This window comes from Burkholderia diffusa, from assembly GCF_001718315.1.
In the GTDB taxonomy this organism is placed as follows: domain Bacteria; phylum Pseudomonadota; class Gammaproteobacteria; order Burkholderiales; family Burkholderiaceae; genus Burkholderia; species Burkholderia diffusa_B.
Genome location: NZ_CP013362.1, coordinates 3190530 through 3216606, shown reverse-complemented (window position 1 = coordinate 3216606; position 26077 = coordinate 3190530). Strand labels below are relative to the sequence as shown.

Annotated in this window: 24 protein-coding genes and 1 pseudogene; 10 read left to right on the top strand and 15 right to left on the bottom strand. The window is 66.3% G+C overall.

The genetic code is table 11. The annotated features are described in order from the left end of the window. Positions 1–41 precede the first annotated feature (41 nt). The 10 genes and pseudogenes from WI26_RS14810 to WI26_RS14770 all read right to left on the bottom strand — a co-directional run bounded on the left by WI26_RS14810 (position 42) and on the right by WI26_RS14770 (position 9206). Entirely contained in the window at positions 42–1067 is a 1026-nt protein-coding gene (locus WI26_RS14810; RefSeq protein WP_059468680.1) for an XdhC family protein, read from the bottom strand. A 300-nt stretch (positions 1068–1367) separates the two neighbouring features. Then, the gene (locus WI26_RS14805; RefSeq protein ID WP_059468589.1) at positions 1368–1871 is read right to left on the bottom strand and encodes a hypothetical protein; all 504 of its coding nucleotides are present in this window, start codon (positions 1869–1871) and stop codon (positions 1368–1370) included. Between the two features lie 552 nt (positions 1872–2423). Then, positions 2424–3830 carry an amino acid permease gene (locus tag WI26_RS14800; RefSeq protein WP_059508335.1) on the bottom strand — a complete coding sequence of 469 codons (1407 nt, stop codon included), beginning with the start codon at positions 3828–3830 and terminating at the stop codon, positions 2424–2426. Between the two features lie 171 nt (positions 3831–4001). Further along, the gene (gene rqpR, locus WI26_RS14795; RefSeq protein WP_059468587.1) at positions 4002–4658 is read right to left on the bottom strand and encodes a response regulator transcription factor RqpR; all 657 of its coding nucleotides are present in this window, start codon (positions 4656–4658) and stop codon (positions 4002–4004) included. 7 nt (positions 4659–4665) lie between these two features. Further along, on the bottom strand, positions 4666–5481 hold the full coding sequence (gene rqpS, locus WI26_RS14790) for a quorum system sensor histidine kinase RqpS (protein WP_069226272.1): 816 nt from the start codon (positions 5479–5481) through the stop codon (positions 4666–4668). 415 nt (positions 5482–5896) lie between these two features. Then, on the bottom strand, positions 5897–6667 hold the full coding sequence (locus WI26_RS14785; RefSeq protein WP_006751917.1) for a ferredoxin--NADP reductase: 771 nt from the start codon (positions 6665–6667) through the stop codon (positions 5897–5899). Positions 6668–6906: 239 nt separating this feature from the next. After that, positions 6907–6984: pseudogene (locus WI26_RS32985) on the bottom strand (LysE family translocator); the annotation flags it as partial. 43 nt (positions 6985–7027) lie between these two features. Beyond that, on the bottom strand, positions 7028–7843 hold the full coding sequence (locus WI26_RS14780) for an endonuclease/exonuclease/phosphatase family protein (RefSeq protein WP_059468585.1): 816 nt from the start codon (positions 7841–7843) through the stop codon (positions 7028–7030). Between the two features lie 5 nt (positions 7844–7848). Continuing rightward, complete coding sequence (locus WI26_RS14775; protein WP_059541428.1) at positions 7849–8340, bottom strand: hypothetical protein; 492 nt, start codon at positions 8338–8340, stop codon at positions 7849–7851. A gap of 146 nt (positions 8341–8486) precedes the next feature. Beyond that, on the bottom strand, positions 8487–9206 hold the full coding sequence (locus tag WI26_RS14770) for a nitroreductase (protein WP_069226431.1): 720 nt from the start codon (positions 9204–9206) through the stop codon (positions 8487–8489). A gap of 229 nt (positions 9207–9435) precedes the next feature. Here WI26_RS14770 and WI26_RS14765 point away from each other — a divergent pair, with 229 nt between their 5' ends. From WI26_RS14765 to WI26_RS14755, 3 genes are all read left to right on the top strand, one after another. Further along, the gene (locus WI26_RS14765; protein ID WP_059468583.1) at positions 9436–10416 is read left to right on the top strand and encodes an AAA family ATPase; all 981 of its coding nucleotides are present in this window, start codon (positions 9436–9438) and stop codon (positions 10414–10416) included. Positions 10417–10567: 151 nt separating this feature from the next. Next, entirely contained in the window at positions 10568–11677 is a 1110-nt protein-coding gene (locus tag WI26_RS14760) for an NAD(P)/FAD-dependent oxidoreductase (protein WP_059915241.1), read from the top strand. Between the two features lie 149 nt (positions 11678–11826). Next, positions 11827–12138 carry a high-potential iron-sulfur protein gene (locus WI26_RS14755; RefSeq protein ID WP_059508331.1) on the top strand — a complete coding sequence of 104 codons (312 nt, stop codon included), beginning with the start codon at positions 11827–11829 and terminating at the stop codon, positions 12136–12138. Between the two features lie 173 nt (positions 12139–12311). On the opposite strand, the gene WI26_RS14750 is transcribed toward WI26_RS14755, so the two are convergent. Together WI26_RS14750 and WI26_RS14745 are read right to left on the bottom strand one after the other, a co-directional pair. Further along, the gene (locus WI26_RS14750; protein WP_069226271.1) at positions 12312–12827 is read right to left on the bottom strand and encodes a hypothetical protein; all 516 of its coding nucleotides are present in this window, start codon (positions 12825–12827) and stop codon (positions 12312–12314) included. Further along, complete coding sequence (locus WI26_RS14745) at positions 12824–14032, bottom strand: DUF6402 family protein (RefSeq protein ID WP_155768762.1); 1209 nt, start codon at positions 14030–14032, stop codon at positions 12824–12826. Before WI26_RS14745 ends, WI26_RS14750 begins: the two co-directional genes overlap by 4 nt. A gap of 402 nt (positions 14033–14434) precedes the next feature. Between WI26_RS14745 and WI26_RS14740 the strand changes: the two genes are divergently transcribed. The 7 genes from WI26_RS14740 to WI26_RS14710 all read left to right on the top strand — a co-directional run bounded on the left by WI26_RS14740 (position 14435) and on the right by WI26_RS14710 (position 22886). After that, on the top strand, positions 14435–15742 hold the full coding sequence (locus WI26_RS14740) for an MFS transporter (protein ID WP_059508330.1): 1308 nt from the start codon (positions 14435–14437) through the stop codon (positions 15740–15742). 313 nt (positions 15743–16055) lie between these two features. Next, positions 16056–17684, top strand: coding sequence for an ABC transporter substrate-binding protein (locus tag WI26_RS14735; protein WP_069226269.1), 1629 nt, complete (start codon positions 16056–16058; stop codon positions 17682–17684). A 118-nt stretch (positions 17685–17802) separates the two neighbouring features. After that, complete coding sequence (locus tag WI26_RS14730; protein ID WP_060102920.1) at positions 17803–18813, top strand: ABC transporter permease subunit; 1011 nt, start codon at positions 17803–17805, stop codon at positions 18811–18813. A gap of 4 nt (positions 18814–18817) precedes the next feature. Continuing rightward, a complete protein-coding gene (locus WI26_RS14725) occupies positions 18818–19735 on the top strand; it encodes an ABC transporter permease subunit (RefSeq protein ID WP_059468577.1) in 918 nt (305 codons plus the stop codon). A gap of 1 nt (position 19736) precedes the next feature. Next, the gene (locus tag WI26_RS14720; protein WP_059535050.1) at positions 19737–20735 is read left to right on the top strand and encodes an ABC transporter ATP-binding protein; all 999 of its coding nucleotides are present in this window, start codon (positions 19737–19739) and stop codon (positions 20733–20735) included. Then, positions 20732–21748: a peptide ABC transporter ATP-binding protein gene (locus WI26_RS14715; RefSeq protein WP_059468575.1), complete on the top strand. Its 1017-nt coding sequence runs from the start codon at positions 20732–20734 to the stop codon at positions 21746–21748. The genes WI26_RS14720 and WI26_RS14715 overlap by 4 nt, the downstream gene beginning before the upstream one ends. Continuing rightward, entirely contained in the window at positions 21741–22886 is a 1146-nt protein-coding gene (locus WI26_RS14710) for a TraB/GumN family protein (RefSeq protein WP_069226268.1), read from the top strand. Before WI26_RS14715 ends, WI26_RS14710 begins: the two co-directional genes overlap by 8 nt. A 567-nt stretch (positions 22887–23453) precedes the next feature. On the opposite strand, the gene pxpA is transcribed toward WI26_RS14710, so the two are convergent. Genes pxpA through pxpB form a run of 3 tightly spaced genes read right to left on the bottom strand, consistent with a single transcriptional unit; the run spans position 23454 to position 25994 of the window. Beyond that, positions 23454–24218, bottom strand: a complete 765-nt coding sequence (gene pxpA, locus WI26_RS14705; protein ID WP_059468573.1) for a 5-oxoprolinase subunit PxpA — start codon at positions 24216–24218, stop codon at positions 23454–23456. Positions 24219–24273: 55 nt separating this feature from the next. Then, positions 24274–25341: a biotin-dependent carboxyltransferase family protein gene (locus tag WI26_RS14700; protein WP_069226267.1), complete on the bottom strand. Its 1068-nt coding sequence runs from the start codon at positions 25339–25341 to the stop codon at positions 24274–24276. Then, a complete protein-coding gene (gene pxpB / locus WI26_RS14695) occupies positions 25338–25994 on the bottom strand; it encodes a 5-oxoprolinase subunit PxpB (protein ID WP_069226266.1) in 657 nt (218 codons plus the stop codon). The genes WI26_RS14700 and pxpB overlap by 4 nt, the downstream gene beginning before the upstream one ends. Positions 25995–26077 lie beyond the last annotated feature (83 nt).

The window sequence follows — 26077 nt, the reverse complement described above, 5'->3', positions numbered from 1 at the left end:
GGCGGCCCTGCGGCGCGGCCGCGCCGCGTCGGCGAGCGGCCTCAGAGGCCGCAGGCCGCGCCGCTGTTTGCCGCGATCTCGCGCGCGGCCTTCGCGCCCTCGACCTGCAGGATCGTCGGCAGCGATACGTTGTTTTTCGCGGCCGTGACCTCGGCGAGGATCGAGATCGCGATTTCCGGCGGCGTGCGGCTGCCGATGTAGATGCCGGCCGGCCCGTGCAGCCGCGCCAGTTCCGCCTCGCTGAGATCGAATTCGAGCAGCCGCTCGCGCCGGGCGGCGTTGTTGCGCCGCGAGCCGAGCGCGCCCACGTAGAACGCGGGCGTCTTCAGTGCCTCCATCAGCGCGAGATCGTCGAGCTTCGGGTCGTGCGTGAGCGCGATCACGGCCGAACGCGCGTCGAGCTTCATGTCGAGCACCGTGTCGTCGGGCATCGTGTGCACGACGCGCGTGCCCGTCACGTCCCACGCATCCGTATATTCCTCGCGCGGATCGCAGACCGTCACCTGATAATCGAGCCCGACCGCGATCTGGCACAGATAGCGCGACAACTGTCCCGCGCCGATCACGAGCATCCGGTAGCGCGGCCCGTGGATCGTCACGAGCCGCTCGCCGTCGAACGCGAGCCCGTCGGTCGCCTGCGCGGGCGACAGCGACGCGCGGCCGGTCGCGAGCGTCATCGTGCGTGTGACGAGGCGGCCGGCTTCGACTTCCGCGCACAGGGCGGCGATCCCGCTGTCGCGCGTGAGCGGCTCCAGCACGAGCTGGATCGTGCCGCCGCAGGGCAGCCCGAAGCGGTGCGCCTCTTCGGCCGTCACGCCGTACTTGACGGCCTCGGGGCGCGCATCGGGCGCGATCCCGCTTGCATGCACGCGGGCGATCAGGTCGTCCTCGATGCAGCCGCCGGACACGGAGCCGACCACGAGGCCGTCCTCGCGCACCGCGAGCATCGCGCCCTCGGGGCGGGGCGACGAGCCCCACGTCTTCACGACCGTCACGAGCAGCACGCGGCGCCCTTCGTCGAGCCACCGCGCGCTGGATTTCAGTACATCGAGATCGACGCTTTCCATCATTCGCTTCCTGTTGCTTGACGGGCCCGATCGCTCCGGCCCGTCGTTCGATGGCGGGATTATGAACCGCCCGGCGCAAGCGTGCAGGCGGCCGTGCGGATCGGCGCGGCGCAAGGCGGCGAATGAGCGAAACGACGGGATGCCCGGATGCCGGACGATGGCGGGAACGATGCGGTGAAGCGGGTTCGCCCGCGCAGTGCATGGGGAGTCAGTGCGCCGCCCCGTCCGGCGTGGGCGGGGCGGCGCAGGCCTACCCGCCGGGGCGGTGCGGGTGCCCGGCGGGACGGCACATCGCGACGGTCACAGCGCGCTGAGGTACTGCTTCAGGTTGCGGATGTTGGTGTCGTAGGCGCTCGGCGAGCCGAGTTCGACGCCGCCGCTGCGCACGTAATATTCGAACGGCACGGAGCGGGTGCCGAAGAACGGCAGGAAATTGTCCGGCTGCAGTGTCGTGCCGTTCAGCCCGATCGCCCAGTTCCGCGACTTGTACAGTTCGAGTTCGCGAATCGTCGCGGCGACGAGGTTCGACTCGGCGGCGCGGATCGCGGCGATGTGCTGCGTGAGCGTTTCGATGTTCGCCGTGTACGCACTCGGCTCGCCGACGGAGACGCCTCGCGCCCGCACGTAGTAGCTGAACGGCAGGCTGCGCTCGGTGAAGAAGGACAGGAAGCCGTCCGGCGCGAGCGTATCCCCGTTCATGCCGATCGCCCAGTTCCGGCTCTGATACTCCTTGAGCTCGGCGATCGTGCTGTTGGCAGCGTTGATCTCGGTCTTTGCCGTGACATTGACCAAAGTATTGTTCATGACTGACCTCTCAGGTTCCAGTTGAACTTCGGACAGTACTGCACCATGCCTCCATGCGGAGGCAATTCGATACGAACGCGCGAACGGATTATCCGATTCGATAAAAATCGGATAACGGTTTCCGGAGTTTTGGCTTCGGGAATTTATGTAAGAATTTAAATCGAGAAAGGATGGCCCCCGCAATATCGTTTTCGTCATGCCGCGCGCTGCGCGCGACGGCCTGGCGGTTCGGTGGCGCAAGGCTGGGCGGGCATTTCGGCGGTGATCGGTCTGAATACTAGTTTCGCGGTCGAATTAGGTCAATGAAGATTCCAGGATTATTTTTTGTCGTTTATTGGTAATTTAATCGCGGTGCACGATGCGTTGTTTAATTGATTGAAATGCGTTGAATGCGCGCGAATTCGGAAAACCGGATTCGCGGCGATGAACCCGCTGCGCGCGTGTCGCGGCCGGCGCTCGGGAGGTGGAGAAGGGGAAGTGCGCGGGGCCGGGATTCGGCCCCGCGAGGTGTCGCACCGTTCCGCGCGCGGCGTGCGCGCGCAGCGGCAGCGGTCAATGCGCGTCGTGCTGACCGAGCGCGAGCTTCGAGCGGTGGCGCGAATACAGGAAGTAGATCGCAAGGCCGATCACGAGCCAGATGCCGAACGCGGCCCACGTGACCGGCTGCAGGTTCAGCATCAGGAACAGGCACGCGCCGACCGCGAGGATCGGCACCACCGGCACGCCCGGGCAGCGGAATGCGCGCGGCAGTTCCGGGTGCGTGCGGCGCAGCACCAGCACCGCGATCGACACCATCGAGAACGCGGCGAGCGTGCCGATGTTGATCAGCTCGGCGAGCACGTTCAGCGGCACGAGCGCGGCAATCAGCCCGAAGAACAGGCCGACGAGCCAGGTCGTCAGGAACGGCGTCGCGTAGCGCGGATGCACGCGCGACAGCGCCGCCGGCAACAGACCGTCGCGCGACATCGCGAAGATGATCCGCGTCTGGCCGTAGCTCATCACGAGGATCACGGTCAGCATGCCGAGCACCGCGCCGAGATCGATGAAGCCCGCGACCCACTTCTCGCCGGCGATCTGCAGCGCGTACGAGATCGGGTGCGACACGTTCGCGTACTCCGCCGAAGGCACGATGCCGGTCGCGACCGCCGCGACCGTCACGTACAGCACCGCGCACACCGCGAGCGACGCGATGATGCCGATCGGCAGGTCGCGTTTCGGATTCTTCACTTCCTCGGCCGCCGACGACACCGCATCGAAGCCGATGAACGCGAAGAACATCACGGCCGCCGCGCCGAACACGCCGTTCCAGCCGTGCGGCATGAACGGCTTCCAGTTCGCCGGCGTGACGTGGAAGATGCCGACCGCGATCACGAGCAGCACGACCGACACCTTGATGAACACCATGATGTTGTTGATGCGGGTCGACTCGCGGATCCCGATCGACAGCAGCGTCGTGATCACCAGCATCACGAGGAACGCCGGCAGGTTGAACCACGTGACGACGCCCGGAATCGCGCCGGGCGCGGCCGTCAGCACGGTCGGCAGCGTGAGCCCGAAGCCCTGCAGCAGCGATTGCAGATAGCCCGACCAGCCGACCGACACGGCCGATGCCGCGAGGCCGTATTCGAGCATCAGGTCCCAGCCGATGATCCACGCGACGAGCTCGCCGAGCGTCGCGTACGAGTACGTGTAGATCGAGCCCGCGACCGGGATCGTCGATGCGAATTCGGCGTACGACAGTGCCGCGAGGCCGCACGCGATCGCGGCGATCACGAACGACAGCATCAGCGCGGGGCCGGCCTGCACGGCGCCCGTGCCGGTCAGCACGAAGATGCCGGTGCCGATGATCGCGCCGATGCCGAGGAAGGTGAGGTCGATTGCACCGAGCGCTTTCTTGAGCCCGGCGGCGTGCGCGCCGGCGATCATGCGATCGACGTTTTTCTTGCGGAAGAGGGACATTGCGGATGAGTTTCCAGCGCGCGCGAGGCCGGCGGCGCCGAGTGAGTGAAAACCCGCGATTTTAGCCGATTTGGCGTGGAAGGCCCGCTGCGGCGCAGCGGCGCGCTCGGGAATCGTCCGATAAAACAAGCGCTTGTGTGCGGCGCCGCCCGGCACGGCGAGGACGACGAATCAGGCGCCCGACGCGGGCGCCATGTCGACGAGCCGGTTGCTCATCACGTAGAAGGTCAGCTCCGCGTTGTTCGACAGCCGCATCTTCTCGAGCAGCCGCGACCGGTACACGCTGACCGTCTTCACCGACAGCGACAGCGTGTTCGCGATGTCGGTGAGGCGCTTGCCCGACGCGAGCATGCAGAGCGTCTGGTATTCGCGGTCGGACAGCTTTTCGTGCGGCAGCGGTTCGTTCTCGAACGACACGTATTCGGCGAGCGCCTCGGCCATCGCCGGGCTCACATACTTGCGGCCGGCCGCGACCTGCTGGATCGCGCCGATCATCTGCGCGGCATTCACCGTCTTCGACAGGTAGCCGGCCGCGCCGGCCTTCAGCGCGCGCACCGCGTACTGGTCCTCGCGATACATCGAGAACATCAGCACCGGCGCGCCCGGCAGCTTGCGCTTGATGCGCTTGAGCACCTCGATGCCGTTCGTGTCCGGCAGCGAGATGTCGAGCAGGATCACGTCGAAGGCCTCGCGGTCGACGGCGGCCACCGCATCGCTGCCGGTCTCGGCTTCGGTCACGTTACGCGCGATGCCGCGGTCGATCAGCAGGTGGCGGATCCCTTGACGGACGATCGCGTGATCGTCCACGAGCAGGATGTTCAGGCTCATGACGGCCTCATGAAAGCGATGCGCGGCGCGCGGCCGCCGGCACCGCGAACAGCGAGTCCCACGCGAAGCGCGCGGTGACGCGCGTGCCGCGGCCCGCTTCCGGTGCGCTCGCGTCGAAGGTGCCGCCGAACGCCTCGCAGCGTGCGCGCATCCCGGCAAGTCCGTAGCCGGTGCGCCGGCTACGAGCGAAACCGGTCCCATCGTCGGTGACGATCAGGGACATATGCGAGTCGTCTGTGTCGATCTGCACGTCGACGGACGTCGCGCGCGCATGCTTCGCGACGTTCGACAGCGCTTCCTGCGCGACGCGGAAGATGGCGAGCGCGCCGGCGCCGCCGAGTTGCGTGAGCCGCGCGTCGGCCGCGCAGACGAAGCTCGTGCGCAGGCCGGTGCGGGCCGTGTGATTGTCGACCCATGCCGACAGGGCACCGACGACGCCGCCGTCAAGCGCCGGCGTGTCGCGCTCGTCGATCAGCCGGCGGTTGGCGTCGGTGGCGGAGTCGAGCGCCTGCTGCGCCAGCTCGAGCGCGCGCAGGCAGCCGTCCGGCGCATCTGCCGGCAGCCACGTTTGAACGTTTGCCAGCGCGAAGCGCGCGGCGGTGAGTTCGGCGCCGAGTCCGTCATGCAGCTCGCCGGCGAGATGGCGGCGGGCCGCCTCGTCGGCGGCCATCAACTGAAGGGACAGCGCCGCGATCCGGGCGGCGGACGTGTCGCGTTCGGGCAGGGTTTCGGCCGCGGGCGCGGCTGCGTCGCAGCCGTGCACGAGCGGCTGCGACGGGAACGGGGCATGAGCGCCCGTGGGCGCGTTGAGCGACGTATCCATGACTCTCCCTGCTGTCAGAAAGCGGTTCAGGCACCGGCTGGCTGCGTGGATCGGCTGCCGTTTCGATGACGGTCGCCGCCAGAGAATCGCCCCATGTCCGGGTAACAAAAGTTACATCTTGTAACGTTTGAATCCGACCCTTCAATGACCGCCGGAACGGCAACCACGCGGGCCGAATAATATCTCAAAATTTCTTAAAAAGTCATGTCAGGCGGACATTTAAGGGTAAATGTGAATAATCGGAGTGAAGCTGTTGTAGGAAAAATACCGACACGAAAGCACCTGGACAGCCCGTATCCAAATGTAACGATTTGACATGGAATGATCGTGGTTTGTTACGAATTCGCCAAGTGGGGACGAAAAAAAACCGGAGCTTTTGCTCCGGTTCTTGATGCGGCAAAAATTCGGGGTTCGATCAGTCGACGAATGCGCGTTCGATCACGTAGTGGCCCGGCGCGCTGTTCTTGCCTTCGACGAGGCCCGCCTGCTTCAGCAGGTCCGTCGTGTCCTTCAGCATCGCGGTGCTGCCGCACAGCATCACGCGGTCGTTTTCCGGCGAGAACGCCGGCACGCCGAGGTCCGTGAACAGCTTGCCCGTTGCGATCAGGTCGGTGATCCGGCCCTCGTTGTCGAACGCCTCGCGCGTGACCGTCGGGTAGTAGACGAGCTTTTCCTTGATGATGTCGCCCAGGTACTCGTGGCCCGGCAGGTCGTGCTTGATGTAGTCCATGTACGCCAGCTCGCCCTTCAGGCGGCAGGTGTGCGTCAGGATGACCTTGTCGAAGCGGTCGTAGATGTCCGGGTCGCGGATGATCGACATGAATGGCGCGAGGCCCGTGCCGGTCGACAGCATCCACAGTGTCTTGCCGGGCAGCAGGTTGTCGGCGACGAGCGTGCCGGTCGGCTTCTTGCCGATCAGCACCGAGTCGCCCACCTTCAGGTGCTGCAGGCGCGACGTCAGCGGGCCGTTCTGGACCTTGATGCTGAAGAATTCGAGGTGCTCTTCGTAGTTCGGGCTGACGATCGAGTAGGCACGCGCGAGCGGCTTGCCGTCGACCTCGAGGCCGACCATCGTGAATTCGCCGTTGTTGAAGCGCAGGCTCGGCTCACGGGTGCAGGTGAAGCTGAAAAGCGTGTCGGTCCAGTGATGGACGGATTGGACGGTGGCGGTGTCGTATTTGCTCATGGCTTTGAAAACGGACGCGCGTCGCTAACGCGTGTAACGGGCCCAAAAACGGGCAAAAAAACCGAGTGCGTCGGCCCGATCGCAGATCGGCCGGCCGGCGCGTCGGACACGCGCCTTCTCGATGACAGACGATTGACGAACTGGTTATTTTACCCTGCTTGGGGCAGATGCGGGCTTGACCCGCGCGGCTGCGCGGATTTGGCGCAACGCAACCTTGCAACTTGCTTTCGTTGATCGGCGGCGAGCATCGCGCCGAGGCTGCACCGACCCGCGAGCGACAGCTGCGAAATCATCAAGAAGTTCGGGCCGGGCGTGATCGCCGCGACGAGGCAGAGGGCGGCGGCCTGACCGCGCTACCGGTCACTGCGCATCGAGGCGCAGCCGCGCGATATACGGCAGGTGATCCGACAGCCACGCGGTTTCGCCGGACGGCGCCTGCCATTCGAGCGGCGTCAGCCCGCGCACGAACATCTTGTCGAGCGCGAGCGCGGGGGAGAACGCAGGGAACGTGCGGCCCGACTGGCCGAGCAGCGTCGCGACCTCGGACAGCCCGATCTCGCCGAACAGCGCGACCGAATCGTTGCGCCAGTCGTTGAAGTCGCCGGCGAGCACGAGCGGGTCGTCGCCCGCATTGCGCACGATCCAGTGCGCGATCCAGTGCATCTGGCGCAGCCGCGCCGCACGCGTGAGCGCGAGGTGCGCGCACAGCAGCGTGACGGGCCGTGCGCCCGCGAGCGTCGCGCGCGCGACCAGCAGCCCGCGCCGTTCGAAGCGGTGAGCGGAGATGTCCCAGCGTCCGCCGAGATCGAGCGGATGCGGCGACAGGATCGCGTTGCCGTGCCGCCACGACGGCTTGAACACGTTCGGTCCGAGCGCGATCTGCCAGTCGAGCGCCTGCGCGATCTCGGTGGCCTGGCAGTGCCATACGTCGTCGACCGCGTCGTCCATCGGCGCGCCGAAGCCGGGCGCGAGCATCGGCCGCGGCATGCGGCGCGCCATCGCTTCCTGGAGGAAATACACGTCGGCGTGCGTCGACTGCATCCAGTTGCGCATCGCATTCCATGCGGTGAAGCCGAGCGGCGAGCGGCCCTTGTGCAGGTTCCAGCTCACCGCGGTGATTTCGTCGGGCGCGGCGTGCGGTTCGGCGAACGGCAAGGACAGGGCGTCGGCGGACATGGCGTTCAGTCCTTCGCGACGTGCGCGCGCACGCGGTAGACGAGATGCGGATGCTGCTCGACGAGCGTCCAGTCGGTCCATGCGTCGCCGCCGACCGACAGCCCCGGATGGCTCGCGACGATCTGTCGCGGCGACGTCGGCAGGCACGGATCGCTGCGCGTCGCGTTTTCGTCGTCGAGGGTTTCCTGCACGTCGAGCGCGAGCGACACCGTATGCGCGGCGTCGTCGACGGTGAGCGGCGCGACCGTCACCGAGCGCGAACGCTCGGTCGGCACGACGCGCGCGGCATTGCCGCAGCCGACGGGCACGGCGGACGGATAGCGATGGGTGTCGGTACGGGTTTGACCCACGGTGGTGCGTTGCTGGAACGTGTCGATCGTCTGACCGTCGCGCACTACCTGGATCTCCCATGCGACGGTGGCCGGTGCGGGGCTCTGCGCATGGGCCGCGAGCGCGGCGCTCGCGAGCAGCAGGACGGCCAGGCCGTGTTTCAGCATGAAACTTCTCCGGAAACGCGGGGTAGCGGGGAACGGACGCACATCTTACGCCCGATCGATCCGGGCGGTAGTGTGACAGGACGCATCGCCGCAGGTTCGCAGCACGATCCGGTCCTGATCGAAAGGTAGGTGCGCGTCACGCGATTTCAAGCGAAAAAGCGCGCGAATTCGGCGACGCTCGCGCGCTCGGTGACGAGGCGGTTCTCGATCGCATTCGGGTCCGCATGGCCGAGCGACATCCCGCAGACGAGCTGCTCGTTCGCCGGTATGCCGAGATGCCCGGCGACGATCCGGTGAAACGGCACGAACGCGGCCTGCGGGCAGGTGTCGAGGCCGCGTGCGCGCGCGGCCGTCATCACGCCCTGCAGGAACATTCCGCAGTCGAGCCATGCACCACGCGTCATCACGCGGTCGAGCGTGAAGAACAACGCGACCGGCGCGTCGAAGAAGCGGAAGTTGCGCGCGTGCTGCGCGTGCATGCGGGCCTTTTCGTCGCGGCCGATGTTCAACAGACCATACAGATCCCAGCCGACCTTGCGGCGCCGGTCGATATACGGCGACACCCATTCGCGCGGATAGTAATCGTACTCGGCGACGTATTTCTCATCGCGCGCCGGATCGTCGTATGCCGCGGTCAGGGCCGCGGCGAGTGCGTCGCGCGTCGCGCCGGTCGCGACGTACACGCGCCACGGCTGGATGTTGGTGCCCGACGGCGCGCGGCTCGCGGCTTCGAGGATCGCCTCGAGCGTGTCGCGCGGCACGGGCGTCGGCAGGAACGCGCGAATCGCGCGGCGCGACTTGAGCGCGGCGTCGACGGCATGGATCGCATCGGTGTCGACGCGCGGGACGGCAGCGGGGATGGACATCGGCATACCTTCGAAACGAAGCGCACGGCGCCGCGCGGGCGCTGTGGCGAGGCCGGCGCGGCGGCCGGTCGGTGAATCATCGATCATACGCCGCGCGGCGCGGCGCTGCAGCGCGCGCGGTGTTAGCAGCACACCGGGGCGGCTGCTTGCTTGCGCGCCGATGCGGGATCGCTACACTGAAATCGTAAGGGTCTGATGGTCGTGTGACGGCAGCGGTAGCGAGGTTGGTATGACGACGGCGATGGTGAAACAGGAACTGGCGGTGGCGTCCTTCAGCACGGTGTACGACCTCGAGCAGGTCGAGACCGCATTGAACGACCTGAACGAGAGCGCGAGCGACGCACTGCGCGCCACCTACGAGCGGATGCTCAAGACCGGCAATCTGCGCTTTTGCGTGAAACCGAACCGGATGCCGTCGTTTGACCAGCTCGGCGACGCGCTGCCCAACTTCACCGAGCCGCTCGACGACGTGCGCAAGCAGGTCGCGCTGTGCCTCGAGACGGACGATCGGCTCGAACTGATGCCGATCCTGCTGCTCGGGCCGCCCGGCATCGGCAAGACGCATTTCGCGAAGGCGCTCGCGCAGATGCTCGGCACCGCGTATCACTACGTGCCGATGAGTTCGCTGACGGCCGGCTGGATCCTGTCGGGCGCGTCGTCGCAATGGAAGAACGCGAAGCCCGGCAAGGTGTTCGATGCGCTTGTCAACGGCAGCTATGCGAACCCGGTGATCGCGGTCGACGAGATCGACAAGGCCGGCAGCGATGCGCAATACGATCCGCTCGGCGCGCTGTACGCGTTGCTCGAGCACGACACCGCGCGTGCGTTCGTCGACGAATTCGCCGAAGTGCCGATCGATGCGGGCAACGTGATCTGGGTCGCGACCGCGAACGATGCGCAGGCGATTCCCGAGCCGCTGCTGAACCGGATGAACGTGTACGAGATCGCGCCGCCGGACGCGGCCGGCGCGCGTCGGATCGCGCAGACGATCTACGACGAGATCCGCACGTCGCACGCGTGGGGGCGGCGCTTCCCCGACACGCTCGACGACGACGCGCTCGACGTGCTGGCCGCGACGCCGCCGCGCACGATGCGCCGTGCGCTGCTGCATGCGTTCGGTGCCGCGCGGCTCGACGGCCGCGACGCGATCGCACCGTCCGACATCCGCGCCGACGAGGGCGCGGCGAAGCGGCGGCCGATCGGATTCTGAGCGGGCGGCGTGCGCGTCGGCGACGTGCACGCGTCGCGCCGTGCGTCGCCGTGCGACGCGTGCAGGCCGATCCGGATGCGTTCGGCAAGCGGGCGAACCGGGACGTACAATTCTCTTCTCTCCCCTTGATGCGCAAGCGACGCGAAACGTCATGGAGCAGATGGATTGTGTGGTGATCGGCGCGGGTGTCGTCGGTCTTGCGATTGCACGGGAACTGGCCGCGCGCGGGCGCGAAACCATCGTGCTCGAGGCGGCCGACGCGATCGGCACGGGCACGAGCTCGCGCAACAGCGAGGTGATTCATGCGGGGCTTTATTACCCGCGCGGTTCGCTGAAGGCGATATCGTGCGTGCACGGGCGCGACCTGCTGTATGAGTTCTGCGAGACGCGTCACGTGCCGCACCGGCGCGTGGGCAAGCTGCTCGTCGCGACGAGCGCCGCGCAGGTGAAGCAGTTGAAGGCGATCGCCGCGCGCGCCGCGGAAAACGGCGTGCTCGACCTGATGCCGCTCACGCGCGCCGAGGCGCAGACGCTCGAGCCCGCGCTCGAATGCGCGGAGGCGCTGTTCTCGCCGAGCACCGGTATCGTCGACAGTCACCAACTGATGCTGGCGCTGCTCGGCGACGCCGAGCGCGACGGCGCGATGTGCGCGCTGAAATCCCCGGTCGAGTCGATCGACGTGCTGCGCGGCGGCCGCTTCGTGGTGCGTACCGGTGGCGACGCGCCGACCGAAATCGAGGCCGCGTGCGTGATCAACAGCGCCGGCCTCGGCGCGCAGGCGCTCGCGCGCCGCACGCGCGGGCTCGACCCGCGCTGGGTCCCGCCGCTCTATCTCGCGCGCGGCAACTATTTCAGCCTGTCGGGGCGCGCGCCGTTCTCGCACCTCGTCTATCCGATGCCCGACCGCGCGGGGCTCGGCGTGCATCTCACGCTGGACCTGGCCGGGCAGGCGCGCTTCGGCCCCGACGTCGAGTGGGTCGATGCGTTGCGCTACGAAGTCGATCCGGCGCGCGCGCAGGCGTTCTACACATCGATCCGCACATACTGGCCCGGGCTCCCCGACGACGCACTGCAGCCGGCCTACGCGGGGATCCGGCCGAAGCTCGCGGGGCCCGGCGAGCCGCCGGCCGACTTCATCGTGCAGGGCGCGGCGCAGCATGGCGTGCGCGGGCTCGTGAACCTGTTCGGCATCGAGTCGCCGGGGCTGACGGCGTCGCTTGCGCTCGCGCAGCGTGTCGGCGACATGACGTCGCGTGCATGACGCACACGGCCCGCATTCGTGCGGGCCGGCCGTGTGAAATCTCTTATCTCCGGCATTTCGGCGCGCACATTTATTCGCTTGAGCGTTATTCTGTCGAACGGCCGTCGCCAGAACGGCTTTCAAACCGATAACGTTGGAGCGAGTCCCCCATGAAAACATCCCGTCGGAGTTTCCTGATTACGAGCATTGGTGCCGTGTCCGCGCTGGCGCTGTCGCGCGAAGCGCTGGCTGATGCGCCGATGCTGTCGGAAACGGATCCGGCCGCGGTGGCGCTCGGCTACAAGGCCGATGCCACGAAGGTCGACAAGGCGAAGTATCCGAAATACGCAGCAGGCCAGGATTGCGCGGCCTGCATGCTGTACCAGGGCAAGAAGGGCTCCGCTTCGGGCCCGTGCGGCGCATTCCCCGGCAAGCAGGTATCGGCGAAGGGCTGGTGCAGCGCATTCACGAAGATGGGCTGACGTGCGCGGCGGCATCGTGCGATGCCGCAATGTGGCGAAAACCGCAAAACGCCCGCCATCGGACGATGGCGGGCGTTTTTTATGCTTGAAAACGGCTTCTGCTCGCGCCGATGCCGCTCGGAACGATTTGCCGACGGCGAGGGATGCCGGCTGTTCAAGATGTCGCGCATGCGTTATGGAAGCAGCGTCAGCATTCGATCGTAAACGGAGGGTGGGAGCTTGATCGTCTCGAGGTTATCGCCTTCTGGATAGGTCAAGGCGTTCTGCGTCCAGGTGACGCCGACCAAGACCCCGGATGTGTCCCGGTAGGTTCGCTCGGCAAGAAGCCTCGTGTTGTCGTTGCCATACAGCCGCAGAATGATCGTGTCTCTGAAGTAGCAATATTTCGCGACATAGCGGCCGTCAGGCGAGTATTCAGTCATCTGATCCTGGAGGCCGCAGGCCGCCCGCAATCGCGCGTCATGCCAGTACCGCCACGCGATGCCCAGCACAATCAGGGTAGCGAGCGTGACGGCGATGCGCCGGATCGACACGTAGATCATTCGGCGTAAGCTGTATATTCGGCCACCGTAGCCCGACCAGATGAAGTGCAGCACGCCGACCATTGCGATCGAAGCGATCACGCAAAGAATGCTGGCCAACAGCAGGGCGAGCGTTCCGATACCGACGGATTCTGCCGCGGCACTCACGGAAACTCGATCTCGATGGGGTGGGAGAGCGTCACGCGGCGGTAGTCCGAGAAGATGATGAAGTCGCCGCCACGTCGATGCCGTAGCTGCCACTCGCGAAACGACTTGTTCCTGACCGGATAGTAAATGTTGTCTCGGGACCGCTTTCCTTCGACGACGACGGGATAGTCCAGCCAGCGAATTCCGGCAATTCCGGCTGCAGCGGTTGCAGGTACGAGGACAACGCGCTTGTGGTTCCAGTGTCCGAGGTATTGAGACTGACCGTCGCTCCGGTCGGAAAATGTATAGTTGTCGCGCACGTAGAGATAAATCGAATTGATCGTGGCGCGGCTTGCTCCGCGATTGAATTCGACATGGGTGACTGCCGCATAAACGTTGAACGATCCCAGTGCGCCTGTCAGATCGTCCGGCAGTCCGCTATTGGTCAGCCGTTTCAGAATGAATTCATCCAGTTTCTGGCCGAACGTACTTTCGACGCCGGCGAACTGGAACTGGAAGCGTTTGTGCAATTCCGCGAGATTTCCGTTGCAAAGCGCCAGCGTATCAATGGTCGTGTCCGATGCTCTGACACGAGACAAGCACTTGGACAGTGATTCAACAGCCCGCGGCGTAGTGAGCCGCTCACGTTGTTGAAGCGCCATGTATTGCACCTTCGCGCGAGCGTGTTTGAGAATCCATTCGAGCTTGATGGACCTCATGTCATACATGTCGGCAGGATAGGGTTGACCGTCCTGATTGATGCATAGCGCTTCGTCCTTGTCAGTCGGCGAATAGTTGAGCGTCCCGGCAAACCACCGTTCCATCAGCATCGCCGATACCGGCATCGAGAGTCTGCGCATTGCGCGCGGAATCTCCTGAATATCCAGGGGCGCGATCGTTCGGTGTTTTGTGAGCTTTGCTATTGGTATGGGCGAGGAGAGTCTTGGCACTTCCGGCGTGTCGAGCCATTTCTTGAATCGCGCAAGGGCCTCGGCAGCGGCGAGCAGGTCGTCGAACATGTTGTTCATGCGATCTGCGTGCGTCAGGCACTTGACGGGCCGCCGAGCCGGTTCGGCGCGTTTGGGGGACGCCGGCACCGGCGGCGGTGCTTTGTTCAACGATAGCCCGGCTTCGCGAACGACTTCACAGCCGTCGACACCTTCGCATCGCGCCCATTTCCACAGCAGCCGGTTTGCCTTGTAATAGGGAAGCTTGTTGTTGTCCACGACGGTGTGCGAGAAAGGCGTGTTGTGACAGACCAACGTTGCGGCGCTTGCCGGACGCCGCGTGATCTGGCGGTTTGAATGGCATCGGGCGAAAGTTAATGGAAAGAAATGGCTCGGGAAATCAGACGAGGACGAAAGTGCTCTCGTGGCGGCGAGAATGACGGCCAGGCGAAATGGTGGAAGCAGATCGCATGGCCCGTGTCCGTGAAGCAGCCAACACACGGCATCGTGCGATGCCGCAATGTGGCGAAAACCGCAAAACGCCCGCCATCGGACGATGGCGGGCGTTTTTTATGCTTGAAAACGGTTCCGTCGCTTTCTACACTCGCTGCACACCAGCGCGCCGCGGCATCCCGCACGCCGCGCCGCCCGATACGGCGAATTCACGAGGACGAGGCTCGCATGGCGACGATTGCGAATTCAACGAAAACGATCCGGCCCGAGCGTGCGCTGAACCGGCGGGCCGTCGCCGCGGCCGTGATCGGCAACGCGCTCGAGTGGTACGACTTCACGGTGTTCGGTTTCATGACCGTCGTGATCGCCGAGCTGTTCTTCCCGACCACCAGTGAATACTCGTCGCTGCTGCTGACCACCGCGACGTTCGGCGTCGCGTTTTTCATGCGCCCGATCGGCGGCATCGTGTTCGGCCTGTACGCCGATCGCGCGGGCCGCAAGGCCGCGCTGTCGCTCGTGATCCTGCTGATGACGGCCGGCATCTTCCTGCTCGCGATCGCACCGCCCTATGCGGCGATCGGCATCGGCGGCCCGCTCCTGATCGTGCTCGGCCGCTTGCTGCAGGGTTTCTCCGCGGGCGGCGAATTCGGCAGCGCGACCGCGTTGCTGATCGAAGCCGCGCCTTTCTCGAAACGCGGTTTCTACGGCAGCTGGCAGATGGCGAGCCAGGCGGCCGCGCTGCTGATCGGCGCGCTGGTCGGCGCGGCCGTCACGCGCGGGCTGTCGCACGACGCGCTGCGCAGCTGGGGCTGGCGCGTGCCGTTCATCCTCGGGCTCGTGATCGGTCCAATCGGTTTCTATATCCGCCGTCATCTGGCGGATTCCGAAGCATTCCTGCATGCGCAGCAAAGCGCACGCCGCGCGACGCTCGGCGAAGTGTTCACGCGCCATCCGCGCGAGGTGCTGTGCGGGCTCGGCTCGGTGATCGCGCTGACGGTGACGATCTACGTGCTGATCAGCTATCTGCCGACCTTCGCGGTGAAGCAGCTGAAGCTGCCGTATGCGGAATCGTTCTACGCGGTGATCGTCGGCAACCTGCTGCTGATGGTGCTGTCGCCGGTCGCGGGCGCGTGGTCGGACCGCATCGGCCGCAAGGGGCTGTCGCTATGGTCGCTCGTGCTGACGCTCGCGCTGATGTATCCGTTGTTCGCGTGGCTCGACGCGGCGCCGAGCATCGGGCGGCTGATCGCGGTGCAGGCCGTGCTGTCGGTGACGCTCGCCGGCTACTACGGGCCGTTCGGCGCGATGATCGCCGAGCTGTTCCCGGCCAACGTGCGCTCGACGGGGCTGTCGATCGCGTACAACGTCGCGGTGATGCTGTTCGGCGGTTTCGGACAATTCATCGTCACGTGGCTGATCAAGGTGACGGGCACGCCGCTCGCGCCGACCTATTACGTGATGGCCGGGCTCGCGCTGTCGATCGTCGCGGTCGCGTTCGTGCCCGCGCGCAGCGCGGATCTCGACGCGCCGGCCTGACGGCAGAATTGCAGCGCGTCCATCGTTGCGAAAGCTGCAATGATGCGCGCGCAGGCGCCCGAAACCGGTGCGGCGATCGTTCGCGCCCGCGTACGAATTGTTTAGTTGTCGAAGGAAACACGCGCGGGATGAACGAATTCGCCGCTCGCGCGCGCCGACGCACTTTTCGCGCAGGCGAGACATCCGCAAAAACCCGCGCAAATGCGTCTAGAAGAGTTTTTTCTCCAGCTTGTTGCAAAATCGCTAGCTCAAGTAATATCCCGCGTACCCGGCCCCTGGGGGACCGGTTCCGATCTGGAGACCTGGAGGAAACATGGAATACAACCGTCTGTTGCACACCCTGCGTGTTACCGCCATGGCAGGCGTGGCAGCGGCATCGTTCGGCGTCGCGGGTTCTGCATTCGCACAGATCCCGAACAAAACGCTCGTCTACTGCTCAGAAGGCAGCCCGGCGGGTTTCGATTCCGCGCAATTCACGACCGGCGTCGACTTCACCGCCGCCACGTTCACCGTCTATAACCGTCTCGTCGAATTCGAGCGCGGCGGCACCAAGGTCGAGCCGGGCCTCGCCGAGAAGTGGGACGTCTCGTCCGACGGCAAGGTGTACACGTTCCACCTGCGTCATGGCGTGAAGTTCCACACGACCGACTTCTTCAAGCCGACGCGCGAATTCAACGCGGACGACGTCGTGTTCACGTTCGAGCGCATGCTCGATCCGAACCAGGCGTTCCGCAAGGCTTATCCGGTGTCGTTCCCGTACTTCACCGACATGGGCCTCGACAAGCTGATCACGAAGGTCGAGAAGGTCGATCCGTACACCGTGAAGTTCACGCTGGCCGAGCCGAACGCGCCGTTCATCCAGAACATGGCGATGGAATTCGCGTCGATCCTGTCGGCCGAATACGGCGATCAGCTGATGAAGGCCGGCAAGGCCGCCGACATCAACCAGAAGCCGGTCGGCACGGGCCCGTTCATCTTCCGCAGCTACACGAAGGACGCGACGATCCGTTTCGACGGGAATCCTGACTACTGGAAGAAGGGCGCGGTGAAGCTGTCGAAGCTGATCTTCTCGATCACGCCCGATCCGGGCGTGCGCGTGCAGAAAATCAAGCGCAACGAATGCCAGGTGATGAGCTATCCGCGTCCGGCCGACATCGCGACGCTGAAGGCCGACTCGGGCATCGACATGCCGTCGCAGCCGGGTTTCAACCTCGGCTACCTCGCGTACAACGTCGAGCACAAGCCGGTCGACAAGCTCGAAGTGCGTCAGGCGCTCGACATGGCGATCAACAAGAAGGCGATCCTCGAATCCGTCTATCAGGGTGCGGGCCAGGCCGCCAGCGCGCCGATGCCGCCGACCCAATGGTCGTACGACAAGAACCTGAAGATGGCCCCGAACGACACCGCGAAGGCGAAGGCGCTGCTCGCGAAGGCCGGCTATCCGAACGGGTTCGACATCACGCTGTGGGCGATGCCGGTGCAGCGCGCATACAACCCGAACGCCCGCCTGATGGCCGAGATGATCCAGGCCGACTGGGCGAAGATCGGCGTGAAGGCGAAGATCGTCACGTACGAGTGGGGCGAGTACATCAAGCGCGCGCACACGGGCGAGCAGGACACGATGCTGATCGGCTGGACGGGCGACAACGGCGACCCCGACAACTGGCTCGGCACGCTGCTCGGCTGCGAGGCGATCAAGGGCAACAACTTCTCGCACTGGTGCTACAAGCCGTTCGACGAGCTGATCCAGAAGGGTCGCACGACGACGGGCCAGGACGCGCGCACGAAGATCTACATGCAGGCCCAGCAGATCTTCGCGCAGCAGCTGCCGTTCTCGCCGATCGCGAACTCGACGGTCTACCAGCCGGTACGCAAGAACGTGGTCGACATGCGCATCGAGCCGCTCGGCTATGCGCGCTTCGACGGAGTCGGCGTGAAGTAACACGGCCCGTGTAAGCTGTCGTCATCGAGAAGACCGGCTTGAACTCATCCGGCGGCGAGGGGCCAAAAGCCCCTCGTCGCCGGTCGCACATTTCCCACGAGAAAATACGAGACGCATCATGTTCACATTCGTGTTGCGCCGCGTGGGCATGGTGATTCCGACCTTCATCGGCATCACCATCCTGGCGTTTGCGCTGATTCACCTGATACCGGGCGATCCCATCGAAGTGATGATGGGCGAGCGCGGCGTCGATCCCGCGATGCATGCAGAGGCGATGAAACGCCTCGGGCTCGACCAGCCGCTGCCCCTGCAGTACATCCACTACATCGGCCGGGCGCTGCATGGCGACCTCGGCACGTCGATCATCACCAACACCAGTGTCGCGGGCGAGTTCTTCGCGCGCTTCCCGGCGACCGTCGAGCTGTCGCTCTGCGCGCTCGTGTTCGCGCTCGTGGTCGGGCTGCCGGCCGGCGTGGTCGCCGCGCTGCGGCGCGGCTCGGTCGTCGATCACGGCGTGATGGGCACCGCGCTCACCGGCTATTCGATGCCGATCTTCTGGTGGGGGCTGATCCTCATCATGGTGTTTTCGTCATACCTCGGCTGGACGCCCGTGTCAGGGCGCATCGCGGTCGAATACGACTTCCCGCATCCGACCGGCTTCATGCTGATCGACGCGCTGCTCGCGCCGGACGAAGGCTCGTTCAAGTCGGCGCTCAGCCACCTGATCCTGCCGTCCATCGTGCTCGGCACGATCCCGCTCGCGGTGATCGCGCGGATGACGCGCTCGTCGATGCTCGAAGTGCTGCGCGAAGACTACATCCGCACCGCCCGCGCGAAGGGGCTGTCGCCCGCGCGCGTGGTCGTGGTGCATGCGCTGCGCAATGCGCTGATCCCGGTCGTCACCGTGATCGGCCTGCAGATCGGCACGCTGCTTGCTGGCGCCGTGCTGACCGAGACGCTCTTTTCGTGGCCCGGCGTCGGCAAGTGGCTGATCGATGCGATCGGCCGCCGCGACTATCCGGTCGTCCAGGGCGGCATCCTGCTGATCGCGACGCTCGTGATCGTCGTGAATCTGGTCGTCGACCTGCTGTACGGCGTGCTGAATCCGCGCATCCGCCACACGAGGTAATTCCATGAGCAATCTGCAAAACACCCTGCCGAGCGAATCCGCGCCGGCCGGCGGCCGTGCGCTCGCGCTGCGCGAGTTCTGGGCCAACTTCTCGCGCAACCGGGGCGCCGTCGGCGCCGGCATCGTCGTGCTGGCGCTGATCGTGGTCGCGCTCCTCGCGCCGCTGATCGCGCCGCACAGCCCGGTCGAGCAATACCGCGACTACGTGAAGATCCCGCCCGCGTGGCTCGCGGGCGGCAACTGGCAGTTCATCCTCGGCACCGACGAAGCCGGCCGCGACATCCTTTCGCGCCTGATGTTCGGCGCGCGCATGTCGTTCTGGATCGGCTTCGTGTCGGTCGTGCTCGCGCTGATCCCCGGCATCGTGCTCGGGCTGGTCGCCGCGTTCTTTCAGAAGTGGGCCGACACGCCGGTGATGCGCATCATGGACGTGCTGCTCGCGCTGCCGTCGCTGCTGCTCGCGGTCGCGGTCGTCGCGATCATCGGCCCGGGCCTCACCAACACGATGTTCGCGATCGCGATCGTCGCGCTGCCGGCCTACGTGCGTCTCACGCGCGCATCCGCGCTCGGCGAACTGCAGAAGGAATACGTGACGGCGTCGCGCGTGGCCGGTGCCGGCACGCTGCGCCTGATGTTCTCGCAGGTGCTGCCCAACTGCACGGCACCGCTGATCGTGCAGGCGACGCTCGGCTTCTCGTCGGCCATTCTCGACGCCGCGGCACTCGGCTTCCTCGGCCTCGGCGTGCAGCCGCCGACCGCCGAGTGGGGCGCGATGCTCGCGTCCGCGCGCGACTACATCGACAACGCGTGGTGGATCGTGACGATGCCCGGCCTGTCGATCCTGATTTCGGTGCTCGCGATCAACCTGCTCGGCGACGGGCTGCGCGATGCGCTCGATCCCAAACTGAAGCGGATGGCCTGACATGACCCAGAATCTCCTGACCATCCGCAATCTCGCGGTGAACTTCAACGGCTTGCCCGCCGTCGACCGGATCAACCTGTCGATCGCGCCGGGCGAGGTGGTGGGCGTCGTTGGCGAATCGGGTTCCGGCAAGAGCGTGACGATGATGGCGCTGATGGGCCTGATCGACGCGCCGGGCAAGGTGACGGCCGACGAGGTCACGTTCAACGGCGTGGACCTGCTGAAGGCGTCGCCGAAAGCGCGCCGCAAGATCGTCGGCAAGGACATCGCGATGGTGTTCCAGGACGCGCTGACGAGCCTGAATCCGAGCTACACGGTCGGCTACCAGATCAAGGAAGTGCTGAAGCTGCACGAAGGCCTGCGCGGCGACGCGCTGCATCGGCGCGCGCTCGAGCTGCTCGATCAGGTCGGCATTCCCGACGCGAAGAATCGCATCACGGCGTTCCCGCACCAGATGTCGGGCGGGATGAACCAGCGCGTGATGATCGCGATGGCGGTCGCGTGCAACCCGAAGCTGCTGATCGCCGACGAGCCGACCACCGCGCTCGACGTGACGATCCAGGCGCAGATCATGGATCTGCTCGTGAAGCTGCAGAAGGAGCGCGGGATGGCGCTCGTGCTGATCTCGCACGACCTGGCCGTGGTGTCGGAGGTCGCGCAGCGCGTCGCGGTGATGTATGCGGGCGAGGTCATCGAGACCAATCGCGTGCCGGACATCTTCCGTGCGCCGCATCATCCGTACACCGAAGCGCTGCTCGCGGCGATTCCCGAGCACAATCAGGGGGCGCGTCGCCTTGCCGCATTGCCGGGGATGGTGCCCGGCCGCGATGATCGCCCGTCCGGGTGCCTGTTCGCGCCGCGCTGCAAGTACGTCGTCGACGATTGCCGCAAGGCGCGTCCGGCGCTCGATACGCTGGTGCCGGCCAACGATGCGATGCGGGCGCGCTGCATCAAGCCGCTCAACGTTTCCAACCTCGACCTGACGGGAGGCGCACGATGAATGCAGATAAGGAAGTCCGCGCCACGCCGCACGACGAGGAAGCGGTGCTGGTCGCGGATCAGCTCGCAAAGCACTACACGGTCAAGCGCGGGATGTTCGGGCAGGGCACGGTGAAGGCGCTCAACGGCGTGTCGTTCTCGCTGAAGCGCGGCAAGACGCTCGCCGTCGTCGGCGAATCGGGCTGCGGGAAATCGACGCTCGCGCGCCAGCTCACGATGATCGAAACACCCACGTCGGGCCACCTGACGATCGACGGCAAGGACGTGGCCGGCGCGAACCGCGAGACGGTCGCCGACCTGCGCCGCCGCGTGCAGATGGTGTTCCAGAATCCGTTCGCGTCGCTGAACCCGCGCAAGACGGTCGAGCAAACGCTGTCCGAGCCGCTCGAGATCAATACGAACCTGACGGCGGCCGAGCGCGCGTCGCGCATCGCGCAGATCATGCGCACGGTCGGCCTGCGGCCCGAGCACGCGAAGCGCTATCCGCACATGTTCTCGGGCGGTCAGCGCCAGCGGGTCGCGATCGCGCGCGCGATGATCCTCGATCCGCGGATCGTCGTTGCCGACGAGCCGGTGTCCGCGCTCGACGTGTCGATCCAGGCGCAGATCCTGAACCTCTTCATGGATCTGCAGGAGCAGTTCAAGACGAGCTACGTGTTCATCTCGCACAACCTGTCGGTGGTCGAGCACGTCGCCGACGACGTGATGGTGATGTACTTCGGCAGCGTCGCCGAACTCGGCGACAAGGCGACGATCTACGCGCGTCCGCGCCATCCGTACACGCGCGCGCTGATGTCGGCGACGCCGGCGATCTTCGAGGAAGACCGCCGCGTGCAGATCAAGCTGCAGGGCGAGCTGCCGTCGCCGCTCAATCCGCCGTCAGGCTGCGCGTTTCACCAGCGCTGCCCGTACGCGATCGAGCGCTGTCGTGTCGAGGAACCGCAGCTGCGCGACGTCGACGGACGCCGCGTGGCCTGCCATCGCGCCGAGGAGGTGGGGGAGGCGAATGCCTGATGGTTTGGCGGCGCGCGCGTCCGGCGTGCGCCGTTCGGGGGCCGGCCGCGCGCGGGTGATGCGCGCGTGCCGCAACGCACGGCGCTGGAGCGTGCGCACGGTCACGGGTGCGGCGCTGGCGGGCGCGTGCGTCGCGGCCGGCCTCGTCGTTCCCGTCGAGGCCGCGCGTGCCGAAGGGCGTGCGCCGGCCAGTTCGCCGATCCATACGTCGCAGGTTCCGCCGCCCGGCATGAGCCTGCCGGGCTTCCATGCGCCTTCCGTGTCCAACGGCACGGTCGCGCGCGGCACGGTGCGCGTGCAGCCCGCGCGCATGCCGTTCTACGTGGCTACGAAGGGCAAGGTCACGCTGTACGTGCTCGGCACGCTGCATACGGGCGACCCGTCCGACTATCCACCCGCTCAGCCGTTCCGGCCGCGCATCCTCGGGGCGCTTGCGGCGTCGCCGACGCTCGCGCTCGAGCTGTCGCCGGACGATCTGCTCGAATCGCAGGACGACGTGTCGAAGTACGGCGTGTGCCGCTACCCGTGCCTGCAGCGCCTGTTGCCCGAGCCGCTGTGGCAGCGCCTCGCGGGGCGCCTGCGCGGCAATCCGGCCGCGCTCGCGGAGATCCGCCGGATGCGGCCGTGGCTCGCGGCGCTGGTCGTCGAGACCTACGACTCGCTGTCGGCCGGCCTGCAGACCGAGTACGGCACCGAGGCGCAACTGCAGAACGTGTTCCTGAAGAAAAAGGGTGGCCGGGTGATAGGGCTCGAGACGCTCGCCGAGCAGATGCGCGCGTTCACCGGGCTGACGCTCGCCGAACAGCGCGAGATGCTCGCGCAGGACATGGTGCAGACGCCGGCGCAGAACGCCGACGACATCAAGGCGCTGCACCGGCTGTGGCAAATTGGCGACGCTGATGCGATTTCAGCGTGGGCGGTCGCGAAGAGCGAGCGGCTGGCCCGTTCGAAGGCGCTGTCGGCGTCGATCGACAACAAGATCCTGTACGAACGCAACCGGCGCTTCGTTGCGCGGATGACGGCAATCGCCGCGCCGAACCGGCCGGTATTCGTCGCCATCGGCGCGCTACATCTGGGCGGCCCGCGCGGCGTGCTCGAATTGTTGCGTCAACAAGGTTACAGCGTCGACGCGAACTGAGCGACGCCGGCGGGCCCGAACCGATCCTCCCCTGTTTGATCGACGCTGCGCGCGCAGCGTCAAACGCCTGTATGGGCGTGCGATTCGATAAGGAAAACCCTCGATTCGTCAGAAAATAGCGTTTCAAACGATTGACATCCCGTTCGGCCAATATCTATTCTTCGATCCACAAGTTGAAAAAATGAAAAGAATAGAAAAAGTTCTACGGGGTAGCAGAAAACAAAGCGCGGGGTGAGCGCGTTGCCGGCACGTGGTGCACACGTGTCGGCCGCGGAAAGCGTCTGCATGTACGGCGGGGCCAACCATCGTCGGACAACAACAACGCATGCAGGCCGACTTGCGAATAAGCGACGCTCCGTCGTCCAACCGGGGTAAGCAGTAAATCGGGCGGCGGCGGACGTTTTTTAATCCGGAAGATTTTCCGGTCACCGTCGACAGACGGTTTCGGGGGGCGAGAATCGACAGACGGCGAAGCCGCAGCGATCGCGCCAACGGAAAAGCGCCACGAGGGCGCTTTTTTCTTTTGTGCGGCGGCTTTTGTCGAGCGCAGCGCAGCTTGCGCGCCGCTCACGCGTCTTCGCCGGCCTCCAGCGCGCCCGGAGCGACGACATCGACACCCGCCGCCTCCAGCGCCGCACGAATCCTTTTCGCGAACGCGAGCGCATGCGGGCCGTCGCCGTGCAGGCAGACGGTCTGCGCATTGAGCGGCACCCACTCGCCGCTCACCGCCCGCACCTGCCGCTCGCGCACCATGTCGAGCGTGCGCGCGAGCACCGCTTCCTCGTCGTCGATCAGTGCACCGGGCTGGCTGCGCGGCACCAGCGAGCCGTCCGCGCGATAGCCGCGATCGGCGAACACTTCCTCCACCGCGGCGAGCCCCGCGTGCCGCGCGGCCGCGACGAACACGCTGTTCGCGAGCCCGAACACGGCAAGCGACGGATCGAAGTCGTGGATCGCGGACACCACGGCGTCGGCGATCATCGGGTCGCGCGCGGCCTGGTTGTACAGCGCGCCGTGCGGCTTCACGTGCGCGATGCGGCCACCCTCGGCCTGCGCGATCGCCGACAGCGCGCCGAGCTGGTACAGCACGCCCGCATAGATGTCGCTGGCCGGCAACTGCATTTCCTTGCGACCGAAATTCTCCGGATCGTGAAAGCTCGGATGCGCGCCGATCGACACGCCCTTCTGCACGGCCCAGCGCACGCAGTCGCGCATCGCGTTGGCGCCACCTGCATGCCAGCCGCACGCGATGTTCGCCGACGTGACGAGGTCGAGCAGCGCCTCGTCCGATCCGCATCCTTCGCCGAGATCGGCATTCAGATCGATTTCCATGATGTTCCTCGTCCACTGATGGCGTGGCGCGTCCTTCGTCCTGCTTCCGCCATTGTCACGCCGCGCGCGATTGCGTGCGGCGGCGGGTCTCCTCGCGCATCTCGATCGCGACGTCGATCTGCCGCAGATAGGCGCGTTCCGCGGTCAGCGCGGCGCGCGCGGCATCGGGTGTCGTGCGCACGAAGCGGATCGGCAGGTTGAGCCGCGCCTGCGCGAGTTTCCAGAGATCCGCGCGGATCACCGTGCCGATCTTCGGGTAGCCGCCGGTGGTCTGCGCGTCGTGCATCAGCACGATCGGCTGGCCGTTCGGCGGCACCTGGATCGTGCCGGGCAGCACCGCGTGCGATAGCAGCTCGACCGGCCGCTCGCGTACCAGCTCGGCGCCGGCGAGACGATAGCCCATCCGGTTGCTGTTCGCGGTGACGAGCCATTCCTCGTCCCAGAACGCCTGCTGAGAATCGGCCGCGAACGACGCGTAGTCGGGGCCCGGCAGCACGCGCACGGGCATCGCCCACGGCGCATGCGCGGGCCGGTGGCGGCGCGGCGGTTCGTCGACGCGCACAAACGCGCACCACGCGGGCGCTTTCACGCCGAATTCGGGCGCATCGGCCGCGAGGCAGCCGGCGCCGGCCGGCGGCACACCGACCGGAAGCCGATCGCCGTCGCGCAGCGCGCGGCCTCCGAGGCCGCCGAAGCGCGACGCAAGATCGGTGCTGCGCGAACCGAGCATCGGCAGCACATCGATGCCGCCCGCGATGCACAGGTAGCCACGCATCCCGCGTTTCGCGGCCGGCAGCACGAGCGTCTGCCCGGCGTCGACCGGCAGGCTCCACCACGAATACACGGGCTTGCCGTCGAGCGTCGCGCCGAATTCGGTGCCGGTGATCGCGATGCGCGTCGCGCGGGTGAAGCGGAACGCGGCCGGGCCGATCGTGATTTCGACGGCCGCCGCGTCGGGGCGATTGCCGACCAGCCGGTTGCCGACTTCGAGCGCGAGGCCGTCGAGCGCGCCGCCCTGCGCGACGCCGAGATGGCGCATGCCACGGCGGCCGAGATCCTGCACGGTCGACAGCGGGCCGGCGCGGAGCACCTCGATCGTGCCCGGTGCTGAATTCTGGGTCATGTCGCGTCGACTCCGGCAATGGTGAAGCGCACGCGGTCGCCGGGCAGCAGCAGCGTCGGCTGCGGCCGCGCCGGGTCGAACAGCACGTGCGACGTGCGGCCGATCAGCTGCCAGCCGCCGGGCGACGTGGCCGGGTAGATGCCCGTCTGCGCTCCGCCGATGCCGACCGAGCCGGCCGGCACTTCCAGGCGCGGCGCCGCGCGGCGCGGCGTGTGCAGCGACGCATCGAGGCCGCCGAGATACGCGAAACCCGGCTGGAAGCCGATGAAGAACACGACGTATTCGCCGGCGGCGTGTCGCGCGACGACTTCATCGGCCGACAGCCCCGTGTGTGCGGCGACGGCCGCGAGGTCGGGGCCGGCTGCGCCGCCGTATTGGACCGGAATCTCGATCTCGCGGCCGTCCGCGTGCTCGACGTCGGCGGTTTCCCATGCGTCGCGCAGCGCGGGCGTGAACGACTCGGCCGTCGCGGCGAGCGCATCGAATACGATCGTCAGATTGTTCATGCCCGGCACGACGTCGATCACGTCGGGCCATGCGCGCGCGGCCTCGGCGACGGCCCAGACGCGGCGCTGGCAATCGAGCGTGGCGGGCGGCGGCACCTCGCAGACGAGGGCGGCATCGCCGAGCGGATAAATGCGGGGTTGCGTCATCGGACTGGCACGGTTCGGACGGCAATGTTAGCGCACATTGTCAATAAAATATCGACAACTTCCCAATAAGCGTTTTTGCCTAG

Excerpts from the sequence above, each read along its gene's own strand:
- WI26_RS14785 (WP_006751917.1), bottom strand. The coding sequence starts at position 6,667 with ATGAGCAAATACGACACCGCCACCGTCCAATCCGTCCATCACTGGACC.
- WI26_RS14715 (WP_059468575.1), top strand. The coding sequence starts at position 20,732 with ATGAATGCAGATAAGGAAGTCCGCGCCACGCCGCACGACGAGGAAGCG.
- WI26_RS14720 (WP_059535050.1), top strand. The coding sequence starts at position 19,737 with ATGACCCAGAATCTCCTGACCATCCGCAATCTCGCGGTGAACTTCAAC.
- WI26_RS14760 (WP_059915241.1), top strand. The coding sequence starts at position 10,568 with ATGGAGCAGATGGATTGTGTGGTGATCGGCGCGGGTGTCGTCGGTCTT.
- WI26_RS14800 (WP_059508335.1), bottom strand. The coding sequence starts at position 3,830 with ATGTCCCTCTTCCGCAAGAAAAACGTCGATCGCATGATCGCCGGCGCG.
- WI26_RS14780 (WP_059468585.1), bottom strand. The coding sequence starts at position 7,843 with ATGTCCGCCGACGCCCTGTCCTTGCCGTTCGCCGAACCGCACGCCGCG.
- WI26_RS14740 (WP_059508330.1), top strand. The coding sequence starts at position 14,435 with ATGGCGACGATTGCGAATTCAACGAAAACGATCCGGCCCGAGCGTGCG.
- WI26_RS14700 (WP_069226267.1), bottom strand. The coding sequence starts at position 25,341 with ATGACCCAGAATTCAGCACCGGGCACGATCGAGGTGCTCCGCGCCGGC.
- WI26_RS14810 (WP_059468680.1), bottom strand. The coding sequence starts at position 1,067 with ATGGAAAGCGTCGATCTCGATGTACTGAAATCCAGCGCGCGGTGGCTC.
- WI26_RS14755 (WP_059508331.1), top strand. The coding sequence starts at position 11,827 with ATGAAAACATCCCGTCGGAGTTTCCTGATTACGAGCATTGGTGCCGTG.
- WI26_RS14770 (WP_069226431.1), bottom strand. The coding sequence starts at position 9,206 with ATGTCCATCCCCGCTGCCGTCCCGCGCGTCGACACCGATGCGATCCAT.
- pxpA (WP_059468573.1), bottom strand. The coding sequence starts at position 24,218 with ATGGAAATCGATCTGAATGCCGATCTCGGCGAAGGATGCGGATCGGAC.
- WI26_RS14775 (WP_059541428.1), bottom strand. The coding sequence starts at position 8,340 with ATGCTGAAACACGGCCTGGCCGTCCTGCTGCTCGCGAGCGCCGCGCTC.
- pxpB (WP_069226266.1), bottom strand. The coding sequence starts at position 25,994 with ATGACGCAACCCCGCATTTATCCGCTCGGCGATGCCGCCCTCGTCTGC.
- rqpR (WP_059468587.1), bottom strand. The coding sequence starts at position 4,658 with ATGAGCCTGAACATCCTGCTCGTGGACGATCACGCGATCGTCCGTCAA.
- WI26_RS14765 (WP_059468583.1), top strand. The coding sequence starts at position 9,436 with ATGACGACGGCGATGGTGAAACAGGAACTGGCGGTGGCGTCCTTCAGC.
- WI26_RS14725 (WP_059468577.1), top strand. The coding sequence starts at position 18,818 with ATGAGCAATCTGCAAAACACCCTGCCGAGCGAATCCGCGCCGGCCGGC.
- rqpS (WP_069226272.1), bottom strand. The coding sequence starts at position 5,481 with ATGGATACGTCGCTCAACGCGCCCACGGGCGCTCATGCCCCGTTCCCG.
- WI26_RS14805 (WP_059468589.1), bottom strand. The coding sequence starts at position 1,871 with ATGAACAATACTTTGGTCAATGTCACGGCAAAGACCGAGATCAACGCT.
- WI26_RS14730 (WP_060102920.1), top strand. The coding sequence starts at position 17,803 with ATGTTCACATTCGTGTTGCGCCGCGTGGGCATGGTGATTCCGACCTTC.
- WI26_RS14710 (WP_069226268.1), top strand. The coding sequence starts at position 21,741 with ATGCCTGATGGTTTGGCGGCGCGCGCGTCCGGCGTGCGCCGTTCGGGG.
- WI26_RS14735 (WP_069226269.1), top strand. The coding sequence starts at position 16,056 with ATGGAATACAACCGTCTGTTGCACACCCTGCGTGTTACCGCCATGGCA.